The 16,731-nt window shown below is 62.1% G+C and carries 15 protein-coding genes; 8 read left to right on the top strand and 7 right to left on the bottom strand.

What is annotated here, in order from left to right:
* Positions 1 to 39: 39 nt before the first annotated feature.
* From QC815_RS15720 to csiR, 5 genes are all read right to left on the bottom strand, one after another.
* Positions 40 to 975 (bottom strand): sensor domain-containing diguanylate cyclase, encoded by a 936-nt coding sequence (locus tag QC815_RS15720; RefSeq protein WP_230447048.1) that lies wholly within the window; start codon positions 973 to 975, stop codon positions 40 to 42.
* Positions 968 to 1,774, bottom strand: coding sequence for an EAL domain-containing protein (locus QC815_RS15715; RefSeq protein ID WP_230447047.1), 807 nt, complete (start codon positions 1,772 to 1,774; stop codon positions 968 to 970). Before QC815_RS15715 ends, QC815_RS15720 begins: the two co-directional genes overlap by 8 nt.
* Before the next feature lie 215 nt (positions 1,775 to 1,989).
* Positions 1,990 to 3,204 carry a CaiB/BaiF CoA transferase family protein gene (locus tag QC815_RS15710; protein WP_230447046.1) on the bottom strand — a complete coding sequence of 405 codons (1,215 nt, stop codon included), beginning with the start codon at positions 3,202 to 3,204 and terminating at the stop codon, positions 1,990 to 1,992.
* Between the two features lie 8 nt (positions 3,205 to 3,212).
* Complete coding sequence (locus tag QC815_RS15705) at positions 3,213 to 4,391, bottom strand: acyl-CoA dehydrogenase (protein WP_230447045.1); 1,179 nt, start codon at positions 4,389 to 4,391, stop codon at positions 3,213 to 3,215.
* Positions 4,392 to 4,522: 131 nt separating this feature from the next.
* Positions 4,523 to 5,212: a DNA-binding transcriptional regulator CsiR gene (gene csiR / locus QC815_RS15700; RefSeq protein ID WP_310540831.1), complete on the bottom strand. Its 690-nt coding sequence runs from the start codon at positions 5,210 to 5,212 to the stop codon at positions 4,523 to 4,525.
* Positions 5,213 to 5,313: 101 nt separating this feature from the next.
* Here csiR and lhgO point away from each other — a divergent pair, with 101 nt between their 5' ends.
* Positions 5,314 to 6,510: an L-2-hydroxyglutarate oxidase gene (gene lhgO / locus QC815_RS15695; protein WP_310540829.1), complete on the top strand. Its 1,197-nt coding sequence runs from the start codon at positions 5,314 to 5,316 to the stop codon at positions 6,508 to 6,510.
* A 12-nt stretch (positions 6,511 to 6,522) separates the two neighbouring features.
* Here lhgO and QC815_RS15690 read toward each other — a convergent pair whose 3' ends face one another.
* Entirely contained in the window at positions 6,523 to 7,269 is a 747-nt protein-coding gene (locus QC815_RS15690; RefSeq protein ID WP_230447042.1) for a sulfite exporter TauE/SafE family protein, read from the bottom strand.
* 278 nt (positions 7,270 to 7,547) lie between these two features.
* Between QC815_RS15690 and QC815_RS15685 the strand changes: the two genes are divergently transcribed.
* Genes QC815_RS15685 through QC815_RS15675 form a run of 3 tightly spaced genes read left to right on the top strand, consistent with a single transcriptional unit; the run spans position 7,548 to position 11,120 of the window.
* Complete coding sequence (locus tag QC815_RS15685; protein WP_230447041.1) at positions 7,548 to 8,507, top strand: TAXI family TRAP transporter solute-binding subunit; 960 nt, start codon at positions 7,548 to 7,550, stop codon at positions 8,505 to 8,507.
* Between the two features lie 50 nt (positions 8,508 to 8,557).
* The gene (locus tag QC815_RS15680) at positions 8,558 to 9,085 is read left to right on the top strand and encodes a DUF1850 domain-containing protein (RefSeq protein WP_230447278.1); all 528 of its coding nucleotides are present in this window, start codon (positions 8,558 to 8,560) and stop codon (positions 9,083 to 9,085) included.
* 25 nt (positions 9,086 to 9,110) lie between these two features.
* Complete coding sequence (locus tag QC815_RS15675) at positions 9,111 to 11,120, top strand: TRAP transporter permease (RefSeq protein ID WP_310540827.1); 2,010 nt, start codon at positions 9,111 to 9,113, stop codon at positions 11,118 to 11,120.
* 66 nt (positions 11,121 to 11,186) lie between these two features.
* On the opposite strand, the gene QC815_RS15670 is transcribed toward QC815_RS15675, so the two are convergent.
* Positions 11,187 to 13,718 (bottom strand): penicillin-binding protein 1A, encoded by a 2,532-nt coding sequence (locus tag QC815_RS15670; RefSeq protein ID WP_230447039.1) that lies wholly within the window; start codon positions 13,716 to 13,718, stop codon positions 11,187 to 11,189.
* Between the two features lie 195 nt (positions 13,719 to 13,913).
* Between QC815_RS15670 and pilM the strand changes: the two genes are divergently transcribed.
* Genes pilM through QC815_RS15650 form a run of 4 tightly spaced genes read left to right on the top strand, consistent with a single transcriptional unit; the run spans position 13,914 to position 16,697 of the window.
* Positions 13,914 to 14,975, top strand: a complete 1,062-nt coding sequence (gene pilM, locus QC815_RS15665) for a type IV pilus assembly protein PilM (RefSeq protein WP_230447038.1) — start codon at positions 13,914 to 13,916, stop codon at positions 14,973 to 14,975.
* Entirely contained in the window at positions 14,972 to 15,535 is a 564-nt protein-coding gene (locus tag QC815_RS15660; protein WP_310540824.1) for a PilN domain-containing protein, read from the top strand. Before pilM ends, QC815_RS15660 begins: the two co-directional genes overlap by 4 nt.
* Entirely contained in the window at positions 15,532 to 16,161 is a 630-nt protein-coding gene (locus QC815_RS15655; RefSeq protein WP_230447036.1) for a type IV pilus inner membrane component PilO, read from the top strand. The genes QC815_RS15660 and QC815_RS15655 overlap by 4 nt, the downstream gene beginning before the upstream one ends.
* 20 nt (positions 16,162 to 16,181) lie before the next feature.
* Positions 16,182 to 16,697: a pilus assembly protein PilP gene (locus QC815_RS15650; protein ID WP_310540821.1), complete on the top strand. Its 516-nt coding sequence runs from the start codon at positions 16,182 to 16,184 to the stop codon at positions 16,695 to 16,697.
* Positions 16,698 to 16,731 lie beyond the last annotated feature (34 nt).

Raw genomic sequence — 16,731 nt, 5'->3', positions numbered from 1 at the left:
TGGGGCGGTATGCGTCAGCATAGTGCGCAATAAACAGACTTACATGGGTGAAGCGACCACCACGCGATTGCGACCCGACTGTTTAGCTTGATACATGGCCTTGTCAGCGTGATCAAGCAATCGGGTGGTCGACGTTTCAACGTAACTTGCCACGCCTGCGGAAAGCGTAACCGTCAAGGCCTGCTCGGTAAACGTTGTCTGACCGACAATGCGACGAATGCGTTCCATGGCGAGCCTGGCGTGCTCGGCGTTTACCTCGGGCATGACCACCAGAAATTCTTCACCGCCCAGGCGAATCTGCACGTCGGTCTCGCGCAACGCCTGGTTCACCGTCGCGGTCACTTCTTCAAGAATCTTATCACCTACGCTGTGACCATGCGTGTCATTGATGGCCTTGAAGTTGTCCAGGTCGAACATGGCGACGCTCAACGGGTTGCCGTAGCGTGAACTGCGGCGCAGTTCCTGCTCCAGGCATTGCAGGCCGGCCCGACGGTTCAGCAGGCCGGTGAGCTCGTCATGGTGGGCAATATGGTCAAGGCGTTCGTTGGCCTGCTTGAGGCGCTCTTCCAGCTGTTTTCGCTGGGTAATATCGACGATGAAGGTGACCTTGCGTGGCTGGCCGTCGTCGCCTTCAATGCGTGCGGCTTCGGCAATGATGGTGCGCACTTCACCGTTCTTGCAGCGGACTTCCCACTCCTGGCGCAGCTCCTGATTATCTTCCCCTTCGATAAAAAGGTCGTGCAGATCCGACATGGTAGGGCGGTAGGCCTGGGGCACCACGATCGTGAAATGCTTGCCCAGCAGTTCCTCTTCACGATAGCCGTAAAACTCGCAATAGGACGGGTTGACCAGTTCGAAATGACCCTTTGGGTCGGTGATACAGATACCCAGCGGCGCGGTGTTGATCACGTTCTCTGTATTGCGCTGGGTGCGTTGAAATCGCTGGTAAAGGTCGTGCGTTGTCGCATTATCCATAGGGTTCCTGACGGCTTGAGGGCCACGCTTCAGCGCGCAAGGCAGCGAGTGATTGAGTCAGGTCGTCAGCCAGGGCGTTGACGGCAGGCCGTGCGTAGTAGAATCCCTGTTGGCAATGGATGCCTTCCCGAGCCAGCCACAAGGCTTCGGCGTGGGTCTCGACGCCTTCGGCAATCAGCTTGATGTCCAGTTCGGCAGCCAGCTGGATGATCGAACGCAGCAGCGCCTGGCGACGGGGATGGTGGTCGCAGTCGATGATCAGCTCACGGTCGATCTTGATTTTATCTGGAGCCAGGTCGGTAAGCAGGTCCAGGTTGGCGTATCCATTGCCGAAGTCGTCCAGTGCCGTCTTGAAGCCCATGGAGCGGTAGGCGTCAATGATGTTGAAAAGATGCTGACGGTCGCGGACGCGCTCGGTCTCGGTGATCTCGAAAATCAACTGGTCGGTAGGCCAGCCGACCCGACGGGAGACGTCCAGCGTAGCCTGGATGCACGCCTCGGGCTCGTACACGGCATTGGGCAGGAAATTGATCGACAGTGCCGTCTGCATGCCCACTGCACTGGCCATCTCGATCGCCTTGACCCGGCAGGCCTGGTCGAAGCGGTACATGAGCTCGTCGGTCACCTGAGAAATCACGCTCCAAGCGGATTCACCCTGAGGGCCTCGAACCAGCGCTTCATAAGCGTAGACCTTGGCGAGCGAAACATCCACGATGGGCTGGAATGCCATCGTGAAGTCGAAAGGCAGTTCGCCCTCGCAGCGTTTGCAGCTCCCGTTGACTCGAGCACACTGACTCATCTTGACTCCTGATGCTTTGCGCTCGCCAGCGGCGAGACCAGCATGATGTTATTAAGCGTGGGGCTCATTGAATCGCCCTACGATAAGTCTAGTCATAATTACTCTTCTTGTACATGTCTTGTATAGAGTGTTTGCTTGCGGCGTTTGTCGCCTGAAAGCGCCCCGCTGGGCGCTCGCACGGCTTGCCATGCGCAACGCGACGGCGCACTGGGCGGCTAGATAATCCCGGCATCGCGCAACGCCTGGCGTTGTGCGGCGGTGAGGCCGATGTCGGTGAGCACGGCGTCGGTATGCTCGCCAAGGGTGGGTGGTGCCGTGGAGGCGCTTATCGATTCGCCGTTCATGCGGATGGGGTTGGCCACCAGGTCGACATGGCCCGCCTGCGCATGGGGTAGCGTCTGCTTGAGCCCGCGCGCCTTGACGTGGGGGTCGTCGAACACCCGATCCAGCGTATTGATCGGGCCGTAGGGCACGCCAACGGCTTCAAAGGCGGCCAGCCACTCGTCAGTACCGCGTTGGGCAAGGGCGGCTTCGAGCACCGGCACCAGCTGGTCGCGGTACTGAACGCGCACGCCGTTGGTGGCAAAGCGCGGATCATCGGCCAGTGCGGGTAGCGAAAGCACCTGGCAGAAGCGCCTGAACTGGTCGTCGTTGCCCACCGCCACGATCATATGGCCATCCCGGGTGGCAAACGCCTGGTAAGGCACGATATTGGGATGGGCGTTGCCCAGGCGCTGCGGCACCTTGCCCGAGGTCAGGTAGTTCAGCGCCTGGTTGGCAAGCACCCCCACCTGCACGTCCATCAGCGCCATGTCGATATGGCAGCCGGTGCCGGTGTCGCGGCGCTGGTAGAGCGCGGCGAGCACCGCGTTGGCCGCATACAGGCCGGTAAAAATATCGGTAAACGCCACGCCGCTCTTCACCGGCCCGCCGCCGGGCTCATCGTCGGGCTTGCCGGTCAGGCTCATGATCCCGCCCATGGCCTGGATCATGAAGTCATAGCCGGCACGATGGGCGTAGGGGCTTTCCTGACCAAAGCCGGTGATCGAGCAGTAAATCAGCCGGGGGTTCAACGCTTTCAGGCTTGGGTAATCCAGCCCGTAGCGCTTCAAGCCGCCAACCTTGAAGTTTTCGATCAGCACATCGGATGCTTCGACGAGCTGCTTGATCACCGCCTGACCTTCGGGGGTGGCCATATCGACGGTCACCGAGCGCTTGCCACGGTTGGCGCACAGATAATAAGCCGACTCGGCGCTGCCCGAGAGCCAGGGCGGCCCCCAGTGGCGCGTGTCGTCGCCGCGTTGTGGGCGCTCGATCTTGATCACGTCGGCGCCCATGTCGGCGAGCATTTGCCCGCACCACGGGCCTGCCAGCACCCGGGAAATATCGAGTACTTTAATGCCTGCCAGCGGTTTGGGAGATACGCTCATGAACGTCCTTAGAAAAACGCCTGGATACCGGTCTGGGCACGGCCCAGAATCAGCGCGTGCACGTCGTGGGTGCCTTCGTAGGTGTTGACCGATTCCAGGTTCACCATGTGACGAATGACGCCATACTCGTCAGAAACGCCGTTACCACCATGCATGTCGCGGGACTGACGGGCGATATCCAGCGCCTTGCCGCAGTTGTTGCGCTTGATCAGCGAGACCATTTCCGGCGACCAGTTGCCGCTATCCATCAGCCGGCCGACCTGCAGCGCGGCTTGGAGGCCCAGAGTAATCTCGGTCTGCATGTCGGCGAGCTTTTTCTGGATCAGTTGGTTGGCGGCCAGCGGGCGGCCGAACTGCTTACGGTCCAGGGTGTACTGGCGAGCGGCGTGCCAGCAGAACTCTGAGGTGCCCATCACGCCCCAGGCGATGCCGTAGCGGGCCTTGTTCAAACAGCCAAACGGGCCTTTCAGGCCACTAACATTGGGCAGCAGGTTGTCGTCGGGGACGAAGGCATTCTCCAGCACGATCTCGCCGGTGATCGAGGCGCGCAGGGAAACCTTGCCCTCGATCTTGGGCGTGGAGAAACCCTCGGTGCCGCGCTCGACGATAAAGCCCTTGATCTGGTTGTCGTGGGCCGCCGACTTGGCCCAGACCACGGCGATATCGGCAATCGGGCTGTTGGTGATCCACATCTTGGCGCCGGTCAGGCGGTAGCCGCCGTCGACTTTCTCCGCCCGGGTGATCATCGAGCCGGGGTCCGAACCATGATCCGGCTCGGTCAACCCGAAACAGCCGACCATCTTGCCGCTGGCCAGCTTGGGCAGGAATTTGTGCTTCTGTGCTTCGGAGCCGTAGGCCTCGATGGGGTACATAACCAGCGATGACTGCACGCTCATGGCGGAGCGGTAGCCGGAGTCAACGCGCTCCACCTCGCGGGCAATCAGGCCGTAGGCGACATGATTGACGCCCGCGCCGCCGTACTCGGGGGAAACGGTGGCGCCGAGCAGGCCAAGTTCGCCCATTTCGGTCATGATCTCGCGGTCGAAGCGCTCTTCACGGAAGGCGCTGAGCACGCGGGGTTGCAGATTTTCCTGGCAGTAGTCGTGGGCGGCGTCGCGGATCTGGCGCTCTTCGTCGCTGAGTTGATACTCCAGTAACAGCGGGTCGTCCCAGTTGAAGTGTGTCATGGCTGAACTCCTTGGTGCCGTCCCGCAGACGCCTGCAAGCGACCACGGCAGTAATATGGCGGTCAATGGTATGTTCATGCCAATGTATCGCCGTTTTTTAAAAATATCTACATTTTTTTAAAACGCAGAATTTAATCGATGCTGCGGGCCTGTAATACACGGGTGATGATCGGCACCGGCGTCATCAAATGGTCGCGCATCAGGGCGGAGGCTCGCGCGGCGTCGCGGGCCAGGATAACCTCGACCAGGCCGGCGTGCTCCTGGCGCTTCTGCTCGAGCGCCTGGACGGACATGACGGTCTCCTGAAGCCACAGATGACGGTAGCGCTCCACCTGATTGAACAGGGTGTCGCGCATCTGCAGTAAATGCGGCGAGTTGCAGCCGCTGGCGATGGCGGTATGGAACGCCTTGTGGCGCTGGTCCCAGCCATCGAGCACGTCATCCGGTGAGCTGATATCGGTGACCTTGGCCAGCCGGTGGGCGGCGGCCACCACCGAGGCTTCCCAGTCGTCGTTGCCGCGTTCGATGGCCAGACGCAGGATGAGCCCTTCGAGCTGGGCGCGGGCATCGTAGATGTCGTTGAGTTCAGCGAGCGACATGGCGGCGACGCGGTAGCCGCGCTGGCTGATGGCGACCACCAGATGGTCGGCCACCAGCTGCGACAATGCCTCGCGCAGCGGGCCGGTGCTCACGCCGTAGTAATCTTTCAGGCGGCTCATCAGCAGCTTTTGTCCCGGCGCGTAGCGGCCGCGGATAATATCGTGCTTGAGTTCACGGTAGGCGCGAATGGCGAGATTCTGACGCGGCGCGTCTGGCTCCATGGCGGGGCGGCTCCTGGGTAGCGGCTGACGGATAAATGATGCCCAAAGAATAACGGCTAATATGGGAAAATGTTATCAATTTGGCGTAGAGGACGAGATTGATGTGGGATTTTATCATTATTGGCGGCGGCATCCTTGGCATGTCCACGGCGATGCAACTGCAGCAGGCCTATCCCGACAAACGCCTGTTGGTGCTCGAAAAGGAACAGGGCCCCGCGCAGCACCAGACGGGGCATAACAGCGGCGTGATCCATGCCGGGGTGTATTACACCCCGGGCAGCCTGAAAGCCAGGTTCTGCCTGGAAGGCAACCGCGCCACCCGCGCATTCTGTGACGAGCACGGCATTGCCTACAACATCTGCGGCAAGCTGCTGGTCGCCACCAACGAGGTCGAAAAGCAGCGCATGGAAGCGCTATGGGAGCGCACCGCCGCCAACGGCCTCCAACGCGAATGGCTGGAAGTCGGTGCGCTGCGCGAGCGCGAGCCCAATATTACGGGCGTAGCGGGGATTTTCGTGCCCTCGAGCGGCATTGTCGATTACGCCGAGGTGACCCGCGCAATGGCGGCCACCTTCGAGCGCCTGGGGGGCAGCATCCGCTACGGCGCCGAGGTCACCGCGCTCGAAGAGCGCCGCCAGGAGGTGGTCGTGAGCACCGCTGATGAACGCCTGACGAGCCGCTATCTGGTGTCGTGCTCGGGGCTGATGGCGGATCGGGTGATTCGCATGCTGGGGCAAACACCTGACTTCACTATCTGTCCGTTTCGCGGCGAGTATTACCGGCTGCCCGAGCAGCATAACCAGATCGTGAACCACCTGATCTATCCGATTCCCGACCCGGCCATGCCGTTTCTTGGCGTGCACCTGACCCGCATGATCGATGGCAGCGTGACCGTGGGACCCAACGCGGTGCTGGCGTTAAAGCGCGAAGGCTATCGCAAGCAGGATGTATCGCTTGGCGATATGGGTCGAATGTTGACACATCCAGGCATTCTCAAGGTGCTGGGCCGCCACCTGCGGCCGGGGCTTGTCGAGATGAAGAACTCGCTGTACAAGCGCGGCTACCTGGAGCTGGTGCGCAAGTACTGCCCGAGCCTCACCGCCGATGACCTGCTGCCCTATACGGCGGGGGTGAGGGCGCAGGCGGTATCCAACGACGGCAAGCTGGTGGACGACTTTCTGTTCGTGAATACTCGCCGCACGCTGAACGTGGGCAACGCGCCCTCTCCGGCGGCCACCTCGGCGCTGCCGATTGGCGCGCATATTGTCCAACAGGTGGCCGACCAGCTTATCGAATGACCTTCAGGCGCCTTAACCGAACAGCAGACGCAGCAGGATGGCGGCGATCATGGCAAGCGTCAGGTACTTGATCCACATCGCGCCGCGGGGGCTCATGTTGACCTTTACCGCCAGCCAGGCGCCGGTCATGCTGCCCAGCGCGAGCAGTAGCCCGTAATGCCAGCGAACCTGGTCAAACCACATGAACAGCGCCAGGGCGGGCAGGCTGTAAACCAGGATGATCAGCACCTTGAACACGTTGACCTGGGCCAGGTCGATTTTCAGCAGGCGGTACAGCACGATGATGAACAGCACGCCCACGCCGACCTGAATAAAGCCGCCGTAAATGCCGATCACGAACATGGCAAGGTAAATGACCGGAGTCAGCCGGTCGGCGGTGAGCGGGCGGGTATCCAGCTTGGGCTGGGGCAGCAGCATCAACACCGCCGAACCCGCCATCACAGCGATCAGAATCGCTTCGAACAGCGCATCGCTGACCTGCAGGGCCAGCCAGGCGCCCACCAGCGAGCCGACCACCGCAGGCACCGAGAGCCGCAGGCTCAGGCCCAGGTGCGAGGCCCCCGCCCGGCGAAAATTGCCGATCGCCGAGACGCTCTGCAGCACGATGGCCACGCGGTTGGTGCCGTTGGCCTCCTGGGTGGGCAGGCCGAGAAACATCAGCAGCGGCAGGGCGAGCATCGAGCCGCCCGCCGACAGCACGTTGATAAACCCGGCGATGGTGCCGATGCCCACCAGCGCGGCGGCCTCCCAGATCATCATGGCAGGCCCCCTTTGGGATAGCGGTCTCCATGCTGCATCGTCATCTCCTTGTGGACATGTTAGTGCTTGATCATATAAGTAACGCACGAAAAACGCACCATGACGCGCGGTCAGCCTCATCGGTGGACTGAAGAAAACTGAGCGTCAACGTCATGTTATTGGCATCCCACAGCAAAGGCATGCTAATTTCAGTGTACTGCCTCCAGCGCAACAGACGCTGGAGGCATCTCCTTATCGTCACTCATACCTATAAGTCCAAACGGACGGAGGACATGCTTATGCGAACGCTACCTAAAGCCGCTGCGGCTTCACTCTTGGCCATTGCGCTGCCTGCCAGCGCCCAGCAGCTGTCGATCGCCACCGGCGGTACCGGGGGGGTTTACTACCCCATCGGCGGCGGTTTTGCCGAGATGATCAACGAACACATCGAAGGCGCCAAGGCCACCGCCGAAGTCACCGGTGCTTCGGTCGAGAACATGGGGCTGATCATGCGCGGCGACGTCGACATGGCCCTGGCGCTGGCCGACACGGTCTACCAGGCCTATACCGGAACCGACGACTTTGAAGGCCGCCAGATCGAGAATACCCGTGCCCTTGCGTCGGTTTACCCCAATGCCGTGCAGCTGGTCACGCTGGCCGATTCCGACGTTGAGTCGCTTTCCGACCTGGAAGGCAAGCGGGTTTCCGTGGGGGCGCCGGGCAGCGGTACCGAGCTGAACGTTCGCGCACTGCTGGAAGCCAACGGCATGAGCTATGACGATTTCACGCCCCAGCGGCTGAATTTCAACGAAACCGCCGACGCCATTCGTGACGGCGATATCGATGCCGGTTTCTGGAGCGTCGGGCCGCCCACGAGTTCCATCATGAACCTGGCGACCACACGCGACATCCGCGTTATCGGCCTGTCCGATGAGGAAGTCGCCAACGCGCGTGACGAAGTGGAGGTCTTCGCGCCCTATCAGCTCCAGGAAGGTCTCTACGAAGGCATGGACGAAGCGGTGCAAACCATCGGGATTCCCAACGTGCTGGTGGTCAACTCGGACATGGACGAAGAACTGGCCTATCAGCTGACTCAGTTGCTGTTCGAGAACACCGACGAGCTGATCGCGGTACACCCGGCGGCCAACGATACCACCGTGGAATTCACCATGGCGTCCACTCCGGTGCCGCTGCACCCGGGCGCCATTCGCTACTTCGAAGAAGTGGACGCTGACATTCCTGATCGTCTACGTCCCTGATCCTCACGCAGGCCGTCACCATGGATTATCCACGACGCCTGCCTCGCATCATGACCAGGTGGTTGGCCCCAGCCTTGGCGCTGGGGCTAATCGGCTCACCATTAGCCGGAGCGGAGTCGTACTCCTCTCCGGCTAATGCGTCTGCATTCCTGGTGGTGATCGACGAGCAGGGCGAAACACTCTTTCAAGCGGCCATGCCTGAGGGCGCCCGCTGGTGCCTGCAATGGCATCACTCGGTGGAAAAATTTGCGGTGCTGGACTGCTACCGCAATCACGCGGGGGTGATGGAGCTTGAGCGTAGTCACCAACCCGATTTTGCGGCCGGGCTTGGGCATATTCACGGCCGAGGTGTACAGGTGTCCGACGGTCAGGGAGGCTACTGGATCGAGGACATCGACGAAGCCGTGCCCGGCAATCAGTACGTGTTGCGTGTCGGCGCGCCCGCCGTGGATCATCGTCTGGTGTGGCAGCGCGAGGGGGAGGCGCATAGCGTCAGCCTGAGTCAGCGCGCCGCCGGCGAGCGGGTAACGCTACGCCTGACCCAGGACGCGCCGCCATCCGGCGCCACTAGCCAGTAAGCCAAAAGTGTCTGACGAGGACTTCATGAGCGAATCCAATCAACCCTCGGTGGTCATGCCCGGCGGCAACGTGGTTCAGCCGCGTGCCGTGCTGTGGTGCATTACCATCGTGGCGATGGGGCTTTCCCTGTTTCAGCTTTACTCGGCGGGTATCCAGCCGCTGGGGCTTTTCTATCAGCGCAGTATCCACCTGGCGCTGGTGATGATGCTGGCCTTCCTGATGTTTCCGGTGTTCGGCGGTGCCCGTCCCAGGGGGATGTTGGGCTGGGCAATTGATGCGGTGTTTTTCAGCGGTGCGGTGATCACCGGCGGCTATCTGGTGCTGTTTCTCGACGAGATCATCAACCGGGCAGGCTTCTGGTCACAAACCGATATTCTGGTAGCTTGCATTGCCACCTTCACGGTGCTGGAAGCCAGTCGCAGGGCGGTGGGCTTCAGTATGACGGTGATTGGCCTGGTCGCGATTGCCTATGCCATGGCCGGCCCGCGCGGTGACCTGACCTGGCTGGGGGAGTGGCTGCCGGGGATTCTTGAGCACCGTGGCTACAGCCTCGACCGCATCGCCGGGCAGCTGTATCTCGGCCAGGAAGGCATTTTCGGGCTGCCCTTGGGCGTCGCCGCCACCTATATCTTTATCTTTGTACTGTTTGGCGCCTTTCTGGAAAGCACCGGTGCCGGCCGGTTCTTTATCGACATGGCCTACGCGGCGACCGGCCGCCAGCGCGGGGGGCCCGCCAAGGCGGCGGTGCTGGCATCTGCGGGCATGGGGTCGATTTCCGGCAGTGCGATTGCCAACGTGGTCACCACGGGGGCGTTCACCATTCCGCTGATGAAGCGCCTGGGCTACAAGCCCAAGCAAGCGGGCGGGATCGAGGCGGCGGCTTCCACCGGCGGGCAGATTACCCCGCCGCTGATGGGGGCCGGTGCCTTCCTGATCGCCGAATACACCAACACGCCGTACCTGGATATCGTCAAGGTCAGCATTCTGCCGGCGGTGATGTACTTTGCGACGGTGTACCTGTTCGTGCATATCATCGCGCTCAAGCAGGGCATGCAGGGCATGTCCCGCAGCGAGCTGCCGCAGATGCGCCAGGTGATGAAGGACGGCTGGCACTTCCTGCTGCCGCTGGCCGTTCTGGTGTGGCTGCTGGCCATGAGTATGTCACCCATGCGCGTCGGCTTTTACGCCGTGGTGACCATGGTGGCGGTGGCCGTGCTGCGCTATGTGATCTGGTTCTTCTTTGTGGCGCCCCGCCAGGGCGAGCCGGTATCCGCCTACCGCATCAAGGAAACCGCTTTCGCCGGGCTCAGGAAGCTGGTGGAGGGGCTTGAGCTGGGCGCGCGCAATGCCGTGGCCGTGTCCATGGCCTGCGCCGTGGCGGGCATTATCGTCGGGGTCGTCGGGCTGACCGGCCTGGGACTCAAGTTCTCGTCGATGATGATGGCGTTCTCAGGCGGCAACATCGTGCTCGCGCTGGTCATGGTGCTGTTGGCGAGCCTGGTGCTGGGCATGGGCCTGCCGGTTACGGCGAGCTATATCGTGCTCATTGTGCTGGTCGGCCCGGCACTGACCACGGAGTTCGGCATTCCGCTGCTGGTCGCCCACCTGGTCGTGTTCTGGTATTCCCAGGATTCCAACGTCACGCCGCCTGTGGCCCTGGCGGGGTTTGCCGGGGCGGCCATTGCCGGCAGCAAGCCCATGGAAACCAGCTTCCAGGCCTGGAAGTTCGCCAAGGGGCTGTACCTGATTCCGCTGTTCATGGTCTTCAACCCGGAGATCATCGTCGGTGGGCCGGTGCCGCTGGTGATCTGGAACGCGGTGATTGCCCTGCTGGCGCTGTGTGCCTTTGCCGCCGCCCTGGAAGGCTATCTGTTCACCCGCATGGGGTGGCCGTCGCGCATGGCCATCAGCGTGGCGATCATTGGCGTGTTCTACCCGAACCTGATGGCGGAAGTCGCCGGGGTGGTCGTCATGAGTACGGCGATTGCCGCCAACTGGCTGGCCAACCGGCGGCAATCTGCCGTCGCCGCCTGACAATATCGGCGCATAAAAAAGGGCCTGGCAACTTGCCAGGCCCTTTTGTTATCGCCGTTCAGCGCGTTAGAAGATGGACTCTGCGGTGCCCGAGCCCTGGGAGCCGCTGGCTTCTTCCAACTCACGGCTGATCTGGCGGGCCTGGTAATCGGGCAGGTGATCCTTATGGAACAGCTCGGTGATACCCCCGGACTGGTCGTCGCGCAGGCGGCGGCCGCTATCAGGATCGATACGTGCCGTCACCACGTCGTCAGGACGCTCGGGCATCGCTGATGGGGTGCCCTCCAGCGCATTCCCCATGAAGTCGATCCAAATCGGCAGTGCCGCGTTGGATCCGTACTCGGCGATGGTTTCGTTACTGTCCTTGCCGACCCAGACGGTGGTCACCAGGCGGTCGTTGAAGCCGGCAAACCAGGCGTCGCGCTGGCTGTTGGTGGTGCCGGTCTTGCCGACGATGTCATCGCGTTCCAGGCTCAGCGCGGCACGGCCGGTACCGTTTTCAATCACGTCGCGCATCATGTCGCGCAGAATATACAAGGCGGCTTCGTCGGCCACGCGGGGCGCGACGGGGTACTCGTTGCCGTCGATTTCCACCGTCTCCTGGTCGTCATCGCATTCGCGGCAGGCCACCCGGGGGCTGGCTTCGTCGAGGATTTCCTCGCCGTTTTCACCTTCACGGGTGACGCGCTCGATAAACCACGGCGATACCTGAAAGCCGCCGTTGGCAAGCACCGAATAGGCGTTGGTCATTTCCATTGGCGTCAGCGTGGCGCTGCCTAACGCCAGCGACAGGCCGTGTGGCAGACGTCCTTCGGCGAAGCCGAAGCCTTTCAGATAGTCAAGGGTGTAGTCCAGCCCCAGGCTTTGCAGTACGCGGATGGTCACCAGGTTGCGCGAGCGGGCCAGCGCCGGCCGTAGCCGCATCGGACCATTGAAATCAAGGCTCGAGTTGACCGGGCGCCACAGGGTGTCGCTGCCGTCATCCATGACCACGGGGGCGTCATTGACCACGCTGGCCGCGTTCAGGTCGCCATCTTCCAGCGCGGCCAGGTAGATGAACGGCTTGAAGATGGAGCCTGCCTGACGCTGAGCCTGAACGGCGCGGTTGAACTTGCTGGCGTTGAAATCAAAGCCGCCCTGAAGCGCCAGGATAGCGCCGGTGCGCGGATTCTGGGCCACTAGCGAGCCCTGAGCTTGCGGTAACTGCGACAGGCGTAACTGGCCTTCCTCGTCTTCTACGACACGCACCAGGTCACCCCGGGTGGCGATGTCGCTCGCCGTGTTGGGTTGTGCTCCCCGGCTGCGCGGCGAGCGGTAAGGGCGCGCCCAGCTTAGCCCTTCCCAGGGAATACGGCGTAGCTCGCCCTCATGCAGAACCGCCATTTCCTGGCCGCTGCTCTCGACCACGATGGCCGGCTCGAGCAGGCCGTAGCGTGGTGTGCGCTCCAGTACCTGCAACCAGTTGCTGACGTCGCCCTCGATGCCGTCGATTTTGGTCTGGCTGCGTTCAGCCGCCTGGCGGGCGGTTTCGCGAATTTCCGGCGACTCGGCAAGTTCTTCCTCGAGCCCCTGCGTGGCGGTTTCTTCCTGGGCTTCGACGAGGCTTGCAGCAATGTCGCGCTCTTCCGGACCTCGCCAGCCGTGACGCCGGTCATAGGCAATCAGGCCGTCGGCCAGAGCGCGGCGAGCGGTGGGCTGCAGGTCACTGTCGATGGTGGTGTAAATGCGGTATCCGCCGGTGTAGGCCTTGTCACCAAAGCGGTCGATGGCGTACTGGCGCGCCATTTCCGCCACATAGGAGGCGTCGACTTCGGGCTCGGTGGAGTGACGGCGCGCGGTTACCGGGGCCTGGACGGCCTCGCGGTAGGTGGCTTCGTCGATATGCCCCAGCTCGCGCATGCGGAACAGGATCCAGTTGCGGCGAATCAGCGAACGTTCCGAGTTGGCCAGCGGGTTGAAGGCCGAAGGCGCTTTGGGTAGACCGGCGATCATGGCGGTTTCCGCCAGCGTCAACTCATCAAGCGGTCTGTCGTAGTAGGTGTCGGCGGCAGCGGCGATGCCATACGCTCGGTTACCTAAAAATATTTTATTTACATAAAGTTCGAAAATTTCTTGTTTATTTAACAATTGCTCCATCTGCAAGGCGAGCAGAATTTCGCGGATCTTGCGGGTAAATGTCTGATCCAGCGTGAGCAGGTAATTTCGCGCGACCTGCATGGTAATGGTGGAGCCGCCGGACTGGATCGCTCCGCCGCTTTGCATCAGCTCCAGGGACGCGCGGGCCAGCGAGCTCGGCGCGACGCCATGGTGATCGAAAAAGCTCGCGTCTTCGGCAGCGGTCAGCGCGTCGATCATCTTCTCGGGAATCGCGTCGAAGTCAACTTCGATGCGCCGTTCTTCGCCGAATTCACCGATCATACGTCCGTCGCGGGTCATGATGCGCAGCGGGGAATGCAGTTCGAAGTTCTGCAGCTGGCGCACGTCGGGAAGACCCGGGGCGAAATAGATGGCGGCGCCGACGACCGCGAGGGTAACGGCACCGGCAAGCGAAACCACGATGCCTAACAGCGACACAATAAAGGTGCGGAGGAACGTCATGAATGGAAAGTACCCATGGGATGAATAAAAAAAGAGACGGTATCTAAACGACCGTATCACGCAGCTGGCTGCCATTATAGGAAGCCGAAGCGGCCGCCACCAGTGCTGATATGCCCGGAAGGCGATGTGAGTGTGACTTGGTGGAAAATCATGTAACCTCAGGCAACGCGATAGGCAGGCGATACCGGACCCACAATGCGCTTACTCAAACCCCGTAACGGGTTGATCGGGGTCGATATTACCTCGGCGACCGTCAAGCTGCTCGAACTCAGATATGCTCACCAGAATTTCCAGGTGGAAAGCTACGCTGTGCGCCCGTTACGAGAAGGCGCCGTGGTGGAGCGACGCATTCGCGACATTGATGACGTGGCCAATGTGCTGAGCCGTGCGGTAGAGCACGCGAGCCCTTCAACGCGCAAGGCGGCGGTGGCGGTGCCGGCGAGCGCGGCGATCACCAAGACGTTGAGCTTTCCGCGCTCGCTCAGTGAAGAAGATATCGAAGCCCGCATCGTCGCCGAATCAGACCGGCATATTCCCTTCCCGTTCAATGAAGTGGCGTTCGACTTCGAATGCCTGGGGCCATCGCCGTTTGACGATGATCACCAGCGGGTAGTGCTGGTGGCCTGCCGCCAGCAGGACGTGACTCAACTGACCGACACCCTTGAACGCGCCGGCCTTGAACCCGCGGCCGTCGAGGTAGAGACCTTTGCCATGGAGCGTGCCTTCGAGGTGTTACGCCGCCAACTGCACGTCTCGGACGATCCAGAGGCCTGCGTCGGCCTGGTGGATATCGGCGCCAACATGAACGCTTTTCACGTCGTGCGCGGTGGGCACATCGTCTACAGCCGTGACACCGTATTTGGCGGTCGTCAGCTTACCGACGCGATTCGCGACCGCTACCAGTTGAGTATGGAAGAGGCCGGGTTTGCCAAGAAACGCGGCGGCCTGCCCGATGACTATCATGACAGCGTGCTGAACCCGTTTCTGGAAACCGTGGTTCAGCAGGTGGGGCGTTCGCTGCAGCTTTACTACACGGCGGGGCGCCAGCACGAGGTCAAGCATATTGTCCTGGCGGGCGGGTCGAGCGTGATTCCCGGGCTTGCCGAGCGTATTGCCGAGGACAGCGGCATGACGGTGACCATTGCCAACCCCTTCCAGGCGATGGGGGTCAACAAACGCCTCAACGTCGAAGCGCTGACCAATGACGCCCCGGCCATGCTGACCGCCGGGGGCCTGGCCATGAGGATCGGCCAATGAGCATCACCATCAATCTGCTGCCATGGCGGGAGGAGCAGCGCGAGCGCCGCACGCGGCGTTTTTATTACGCGGTGGCGGCGATGCTGCTGCTGGGGGCCGCGCTGGGGTGGGGCATTGCCGAATTCTACGCGGCCCAGGTGGCGGCCCAGCAGCAGCGCAATGCGTTTATCGAGGAGCAGGCTCGCGAATTGAGTCAGGATATCGGCGACTTGGAGCGCTACCAAGCCGATGCCCTGCGGCTGGGCGAACAGCTGGTGCTGTTTCAGACGCTGCAGACCCAGCGGGCCAGCACCGTGGCGCTGTTCAATGCCCTGGCGGGCAGCGTTGTCGACGGCGTGGTCTATCAGCAGGTATCGCGCAGCGGTGCTCGGGTCAGCGTCGAAGGCGTAGCGGCCAGCGAACGCCAGGTTTCCGATCAGCTACGCCGGATCGCTGATAGCCCTGCGCTGGGCGTACCGTCGCTGTCGGAAGTTGAAAGCGACGCTGAGGGGAGCGGCCGGCGCTTTCGCTTCGACGTTGAACAATCGTCGCTCGCGACCTCTGCCGGGGAGCAGCCATGATGTGGAGTCGGGCGCGCTGGACACACGAATGGCAGCAGCTGCGCAGCGTCGACTTGCGCGATCTGGACGTCAAGGAAGCCGGCGGCTGGCCGCTGCTGCTCAAGTGGCTGTGCGGCGTGCTGGCCTTGCTGGTGGCGCTGCTGCTCATGGAGTGGTGGGTAATCGGCGAGCGACGCGCGGCGCTGGACAGCGCCCAGCAGCAGGAATCGCGGCTGCTCAGCGATTACCGGCGCCAGGCGGGGGAGGCGGCTCAGCTGCCCAAGATACGCGAGCAGATCGCGACGCTTCAGGATCAGATGACGCGCCTGCGGGCTATACTGCCAACGGATGCGGAAATCCCGTCGCTGCTCGACAGCATCAGCGATGCCGCCGTGGATAATCGACTGACCATCGAAACCGTGCGTTTGCGCCCCACGGTCTCCCGAACGCACTATGTGGAACAGCCGCTGGACATTCAGGTGCGCGGCGACTTCCACCAGATTGCCCGCTTTGCCGCCGATATAGCGTCGCTGTCACGGCTGGTGACGCAGCACGACTTTACCCTGGCCCCGGCGGACAGCAGCGGCGATACCCTGCGACTGTCGCTGCTGGCGCGTACCTACCGCGAACGGGAGGACACACCATGAGGCGGCAAGGGTGTCGAGGGATGGGATGGGTCGTGGCGTTTGGCCTGCTAGCGGGCTGCGCCGACCCGTCGCTTTCGCAGCTGGAAACCACCCTCGCCGAGATTCGGCAGATGCCCAGCAACGAGCCGGGAATAGTGGTTCCCTACGTGCCGCTTTATCCCACGCAGCGCTATCGACATAGCGAGGCGCGCAGCCCGTTCAGCCCGCCTGAATCGGTTCAGAGCGGCGTGTCCGGCCTGCTGGCGGGCAGCGAGAACGCGCCGGATCAACAGCGCCCCGCCGAGCCGCTGGAGCAATTTTCGCTCCAGGAACTGCAACTGGTCGGCACGCTGCGCATGGGCGGGCGCCAGCTGGCCATGATCGCCACGCCAGAGGGCGAGGTAGTCACTGTTAGGGAAGGCAATTATGTGGGCGGCGACTACGGGCGGATCACCGCTATCTCCGAGCAGCGGGTAGATATTCGCGAGCGTATCTACACCCAGCAAAGCGGCTGGCAGGCACGACCGGCCTCGCTCACCATTGACGATGAGCGCTAAACAATGAGGGGCGCGCGGCTTACGCTGCGACCCA

Source organism: Vreelandella gomseomensis (genome assembly GCF_031451645.1).
Classification (GTDB): domain Bacteria; phylum Pseudomonadota; class Gammaproteobacteria; order Pseudomonadales; family Halomonadaceae; genus Vreelandella; species Vreelandella gomseomensis.
The sequence above is the reverse complement of the archived record's forward strand: the minus strand, read 5'-3'. Positions and strand labels throughout refer to the sequence as shown.

Bases quoted from the DNA above. Each gene is read 5' to 3' on its own strand.
- QC815_RS15720 (WP_230447048.1), bottom strand. From the start codon at position 975: ATGGATAATGCGACAACGCACGACCTTTACCAGCGATTTCAACGCACC.
- QC815_RS15715 (WP_230447047.1), bottom strand. From the start codon at position 1,774: ATGAGTCAGTGTGCTCGAGTCAACGGGAGCTGCAAACGCTGCGAGGGC.
- QC815_RS15710 (WP_230447046.1), bottom strand. From the start codon at position 3,204: ATGAGCGTATCTCCCAAACCGCTGGCAGGCATTAAAGTACTCGATATT.
- QC815_RS15705 (WP_230447045.1), bottom strand. From the start codon at position 4,391: ATGACACACTTCAACTGGGACGACCCGCTGTTACTGGAGTATCAACTC.
- csiR (WP_310540831.1), bottom strand. From the start codon at position 5,212: ATGGAGCCAGACGCGCCGCGTCAGAATCTCGCCATTCGCGCCTACCGT.
- lhgO (WP_310540829.1), top strand. From the start codon at position 5,314: ATGTGGGATTTTATCATTATTGGCGGCGGCATCCTTGGCATGTCCACG.
- QC815_RS15690 (WP_230447042.1), bottom strand. From the start codon at position 7,269: ATGATGATCTGGGAGGCCGCCGCGCTGGTGGGCATCGGCACCATCGCC.
- QC815_RS15685 (WP_230447041.1), top strand. From the start codon at position 7,548: ATGCGAACGCTACCTAAAGCCGCTGCGGCTTCACTCTTGGCCATTGCG.
- QC815_RS15680 (WP_230447278.1), top strand. From the start codon at position 8,558: ATGACCAGGTGGTTGGCCCCAGCCTTGGCGCTGGGGCTAATCGGCTCA.
- QC815_RS15675 (WP_310540827.1), top strand. From the start codon at position 9,111: ATGAGCGAATCCAATCAACCCTCGGTGGTCATGCCCGGCGGCAACGTG.
- QC815_RS15670 (WP_230447039.1), bottom strand. From the start codon at position 13,718: ATGACGTTCCTCCGCACCTTTATTGTGTCGCTGTTAGGCATCGTGGTT.
- pilM (WP_230447038.1), top strand. From the start codon at position 13,914: ATGCGCTTACTCAAACCCCGTAACGGGTTGATCGGGGTCGATATTACC.
- QC815_RS15660 (WP_310540824.1), top strand. From the start codon at position 14,972: ATGAGCATCACCATCAATCTGCTGCCATGGCGGGAGGAGCAGCGCGAG.
- QC815_RS15655 (WP_230447036.1), top strand. From the start codon at position 15,532: ATGATGTGGAGTCGGGCGCGCTGGACACACGAATGGCAGCAGCTGCGC.
- QC815_RS15650 (WP_310540821.1), top strand. From the start codon at position 16,182: ATGGGATGGGTCGTGGCGTTTGGCCTGCTAGCGGGCTGCGCCGACCCG.